We start from the raw sequence: 4,777 nt of genomic DNA, 5'->3' as shown, positions 1-4,777 counted from the left end.
ATCCAGGAATGGATCGGTTACATGCGCGACTACACCCGCGCCAATCCGCTGGAAGCCGACTGCGGGCAACGCTACTACGGACTCAACGTCGTCTTCGAGGCGATCTACAATCTGATCCGCCTGGAAGACGATCCCGCGATCCGCGCGCAGATACAGTCGGAGGTCCTGGAGCGGAGGGTCTGGCCCTGGGTGGAAGATCACAAGAACGTTTATTTCAGCTACGTGCATGCCGCGCTGGCGACGCCATCGCCCGACACGGCTGAGCTCGCGGATCTCGCGACCGCGCAGCTTCGCCAATTCGCCGCGCCACCCAAACCTCGTCTGGCGCACGATGTCAGCGCCAATGACAAGTACCCTCCGAATCCTGAGTGCCCGGGACAATCCACGATAGCCGTCGACGTCGCCGACCGTGCCCCGCACGACTTCATCTGGCAGCGTTCACCCTTCGTGATCACTCAATACGCCGAACCGACACTGGTCTATCCGACGGTGGACTACCTCCTGCCCTACTGGCTGGGTCGATACCACGGTTTTCTGGAAGAGGATGCACCCGACACCTGCCTGAGCTGGATCCCCGCGCCCTGACGAGGCGTCATCGCGGCCTGCGAGCATCCCGGGCCGGCGGTGCGGTCACCGGGGAATTGCGGAAAACGGCAGTACTACGGCTCTCGTTAGGCAGTAATTTCGCGGTAGACAATGGCAGGGAGTTCGTTTATTTGAGATCCTTTACGAGCACGTTGTAGCCCCTGGATTCGGGGGTGGACTCAAAAAACTCGGTGAACTTGATCCATTGCTGCAGCGCCGGCTGGGTCGCGGTGTCTGCCTGTTCGGCGCTTTCGTAGAACGTGATCGCCACCCCTTGCGTGCCGTCGTACGAGCGCAGATTGATGTAGCCTCTGATCCCCGGGATTTTCATGACCTCCCGCCGGGTTTGTTCAACACGTGCGTTGGCCTGCTCCGCGGTCTCCGGTTTCAGTTCAAATTGGGTCACCCTCGCATGCATGGTATTTATTCCCCCTGAGGTCGGATCGGAGATAATGCGATTGCCGGAAAATGACATACCAGATCGCGCCGGGTGAACTGCGAAGCAGTGAACGGCTTGGGCAGGAAGCCCAAGACCGGTGCCCAAGCAAAGCAGGGACAGCGCCGCGCTGGGATCGTTCGTCATCAAGGTGCGATGACGCGTGATAGCCGCTCTATTCCAAGGAATCGCAACGCCGCCACGGGACGAAGCGGGCGTGCGTGCCGGGGAAACCTGTCCGTGACGGTATACACATGAGTTCCTTTGCCTACTGTTTGAAGTGATTATCCAGCACATCGACCGTGAATCCGGCCGTGTCGACAGTGATTCCTAACCCGTGCGCGGCAGCGGTGAATGCCGGACGTTCACGGGGGATATGCGGTTTGCCGGTGTGCTCCGGCGGTTTTACGCTGTCGTTCGTATTGACGAGTATGCTGAGCCCCGACAGCCGGGGAAATCGACGCACCGCACGGGCGATGCCGACGATGATATTCTCTGCGGCCTTCTCATACAGCAGATCCTTGTCGTCCACGAGGCCCGCGTAGATACCGCAGGAAAGCATGGTGATCCTCAAACCCGCAATGGTGTGCCCGAGCTGGTTCCAGGCATCGATCGCCTCGATCGCGTCGAAATAGATCTGCTGATACTGCGTCTCGTTCACCAGTCCCGTCCTGCCGAGAACCGGGCCGACCGAGTAGATCATCGCCTCGACGTTGTGTCCCACGTTGATTCCGTCAGGCTTCAGCTCGATCAGAAATGAGGTCAGTCGATCGCTTCGAGGGGGAACTGCCGAGGAATCCGCTTCCCATGCCCCTGTTCCGAATCGATTATCGTAGCGGGTCTTCAGCATTCCGTTGACCTCGGCCAGCTGGTGACTCGCCGACAGTCGTGCGTCGAACAGTCCGTTCATCCCGGAACCGCCCACCTGGTAGTAGAGCGAGGCATTGATGCTGCCCGCGTTCTGGGTGGCCACCTTGGTGGAACACAGTGTGGAATCCGTGAGCGGTCCGACCCATCCCTTCGACATGGAGCTTTCGAACAGGAAACGTACGCTATTCGATCTTCCGGTCACGTTGGCCTCCCCCTGGACTGGGTGTCATGATAGGTGTATTCGGGCTGGCGTTCACGAGGGATCGTCGTTTCCGTCCTGCTCGTCACGCCCTGCGGAATCGTTCGCCCCCGGATCGATCACGTTGCCGCCGGGATCGAGAAGGGAACCGATGGGCATGCCTTCCATACAGGAGGGGGTACGACACTGCAAGGCGGGAAGAACACAGGACACGGGTCGGGCGCACCGTGGGGCATGAAGCAACCAAGGGGATGGATGCATGGCTACGAGTCTCGGCAATGAGGAGTCACCGTGGAAAGGCCCGGCCAGTACACTGGCGAAAATCGGGCTGATCGGCATTCTGCTCATCGGCGCAACCGGGGCCTTTGTTGCCATGGGGCTGTTCATGTTCAACATGGGTCGGGACATGAGCACGATGACCCGATCCGTCGTTCAGATGGGGATCGACGTGACCACCATGGCGAAGAAGATGGTGGTCATGACCGAACGGATGCATTCCATGGCCGAGAGCATGGCCATGGGGCAGAGCGGGATGTCGAAGGATCTCTCCCTGATGCGTATGGGTATGGACAGTATGTCCAAGGACATGAATACGATGGGCAGAGACATGCGCGTCATGGGTCAGAACATCGGCGGGATGTCGGAGAACATTGCGTCGATGTCAAAGAACATGGCCTCCATGGCCCAGAACATGGCGACCATGAACGTATCCATGGCGACGATGACCCATACCATGGGGAAGATGAGTTACGACATCAACAAGTTCACGCGCCCCGAAAGCATCATGATGCCTTTCATGCGCTAGCTAGCCAATGAGACTGCCGTCGCCGGTTTCGATGCCGGAGGCTGTGCGGGTGCTTGAAACCTGCCACGGCGAGCGGGTCGTCCGATAGTTTGAGGGGAGACCGCGCTCCCAACCGACAACCCGCCGATCCCAACGGAAAAGTTTTCACCGGTATTGATCCGGATCAAGGTCGACTCCCCGGGATTGCCGTTTCATATCCTGAGTTTTCTGTTGCGCCCTTACCGAATGCAGCAGGGCGTCCCGTCCCCGATCCACATAAATAAGGCGATTGTCGGAAAATGGCATACCAGATTACGCCGGATTATCGTTCGTCATCCAGGCGCGACAACCGGCGCATCGTCGAACTCTGTAACGGTTGTCGCAACACAGAGGACGGACGAAAAGACAAGCAGGATGGTATGTCATTTGACAGAAATCGCCTAAGGAGAGAGTCATGCCATCCAAGTTCTTGATGATACTGTGCGCGCTGGTGCTGGGCCTGACGGCAGTGTCGGCCTCGTACGCGGCGACCAAACAGGAAATGGCCGTCGTGATCAATCTGGCCGGCAAGCAGCGCATGCTGACTCAGAAGATGAGTAAGGAGGCCCTGCTGATCGCCAAGGGTATCGACGTGGAGGCGAACAAGAAGAATCTCGCTGCCACGGAGGGCCTCTTCGGAAAGACCCTGAAGGGCCTGATCCAGGGCGATGCGGATCTGGGACTGCCGAAGACGGAGAATCCGGAGATCCTCGCCCAGCTAGAGAAAGTGAGTGGCCTGTGGTCGACCTTCGAACCCAATCTGGATGCCGTCCTGAAGGGCGATACGAGCAAGGCCGTGCTGGAGAAGATCGCCCGGGAGAATCTTCCCCTGCTCAAGAACATGAACGCGGCCGTTCAGATGTACGCCAGCGAGAGCGGTTCCAAACTGGACCCGGCGATGGCGACGACCATCAATCTGGCCGGTAAGCAGCGGATGCTGACCCAGAAGATGACCAAGGAGCTGCTGCTCGTCGCCAATGGCATCGATGTCGAGGCCAACGAGGCCAACCTGAAGAAAACCGTGGCCCTGTTCGATCGGACCCTCAAGGGCCTCCAGGATGGTGACAAGGAACTGGGGCTCCCGGGCACGAAGGACCCGGCAATCCTCGCGCAACTGGCCGTCGTGGAGAAACTGTGGGTGGAGTACAAGCCCGTACTGGACGCCGTCGATACCTCGCCGGGCGGATTGGAGAAGGCCGCGAAGCTCAATCTGCCACTGTTGAAGGACATGAACAAGGCGGTCAAGATGTATGAAGCCTCCGTGAAGTAGTTCGGGAAAGGCGGCCCCACGCGCGGGGCCGCCGCTTCGCGTCCCTGATCCGGATCGGTCAGGGGCAGCCGGCCTGCCGGTTCCGCTCGTCACATCAAAATCGAGCACGCCCTGGCGAACGAGGTGGCGGGCCCCCGGGCTTGCATGGCGTTCCGCTACTTTCGCTCGTGCTCCAGGAGCCGGATCGCCCAGGCCAGAAGGAAGATGATGAACGCGAGCAGTCCAAGCTCGGCGAACGCGGCCTGAAACGCCGGATTGGAGAAATCCATGTGTTCGGTGCTCTCGGCCGTGATGATCAGCATCCGCCGGACCGCCGCGATGATGCCGACGATCAGGAATGGCGTGACTTCGAGCTTCTGCGTGCGGGCGATGCGCCCCACGGTATAAATGATCTCCGCAATCATCAACGCCAGCAGGACCCGATCGAGCAAATGAATCAGTCCTTCGGCGTAGTGAGATTCCAGGATCTTGTGAATCATCTCGATGACCGCCGTGACCAGTAATCCGGCGGCCGCGATGACCAGGATGTAACCCGCGCTGAGGTAGATGAAGTACTCGGCTTTCTCCAGCATGTTGGAACCGGTGTTGGGTTGC

6 protein-coding genes are annotated in these 4,777 nt (G+C 59.3%); 3 read left to right on the top strand and 3 right to left on the bottom strand.

Features of this window, described 5'->3' with window-relative positions:
• The coding region (locus LJE91_13425; GenBank protein ID MCG6869683.1) for a hypothetical protein at positions 1-585 on the top strand (585 nt) is incomplete at its 5' end.
• Positions 586-712: 127 nt separating this feature from the next.
• On the opposite strand, the gene LJE91_13420 is transcribed toward LJE91_13425, so the two are convergent.
• Positions 713-1,168 (bottom strand): hypothetical protein, encoded by a 456-nt coding sequence (locus LJE91_13420; GenBank protein MCG6869682.1) that lies wholly within the window; start codon positions 1,166-1,168, stop codon positions 713-715.
• 121 nt (positions 1,169-1,289) lie between these two features.
• Positions 1,290-2,093, bottom strand: coding sequence for a hypothetical protein (locus LJE91_13415; GenBank protein MCG6869681.1), 804 nt, complete (start codon positions 2,091-2,093; stop codon positions 1,290-1,292).
• A 256-nt stretch (positions 2,094-2,349) separates the two neighbouring features.
• Between LJE91_13415 and LJE91_13410 the strand changes: the two genes are divergently transcribed.
• Together LJE91_13410 and LJE91_13405 are read left to right on the top strand one after the other, a co-directional pair.
• Entirely contained in the window at positions 2,350-2,895 is a 546-nt protein-coding gene (locus LJE91_13410; GenBank protein ID MCG6869680.1) for an LPXTG cell wall surface anchor family - like protein, read from the top strand.
• A gap of 433 nt (positions 2,896-3,328) precedes the next feature.
• Positions 3,329-4,183 (top strand): type IV pili methyl-accepting chemotaxis transducer N-terminal domain-containing protein, encoded by an 855-nt coding sequence (locus LJE91_13405; GenBank protein MCG6869679.1) that lies wholly within the window; start codon positions 3,329-3,331, stop codon positions 4,181-4,183.
• A gap of 155 nt (positions 4,184-4,338) precedes the next feature.
• Here the strand turns inward: LJE91_13405 and LJE91_13400 are convergent, their stop codons facing one another.
• Positions 4,339-4,755: a phosphate-starvation-inducible PsiE family protein gene (locus LJE91_13400; protein MCG6869678.1), complete on the bottom strand. Its 417-nt coding sequence runs from the start codon at positions 4,753-4,755 to the stop codon at positions 4,339-4,341.
• Between the last annotated feature and the right edge of the window lie 22 nt (positions 4,756-4,777).

Source organism: Gammaproteobacteria bacterium (assembly GCA_022340215.1).
In the GTDB taxonomy this organism is placed as follows: Bacteria; Pseudomonadota; Gammaproteobacteria; order JAJDOJ01; family JAJDOJ01; genus JAJDOJ01.
Note: the sequence above shows the minus strand (reverse complement) of the source record. Positions and strands in the feature narration are given on the sequence as shown.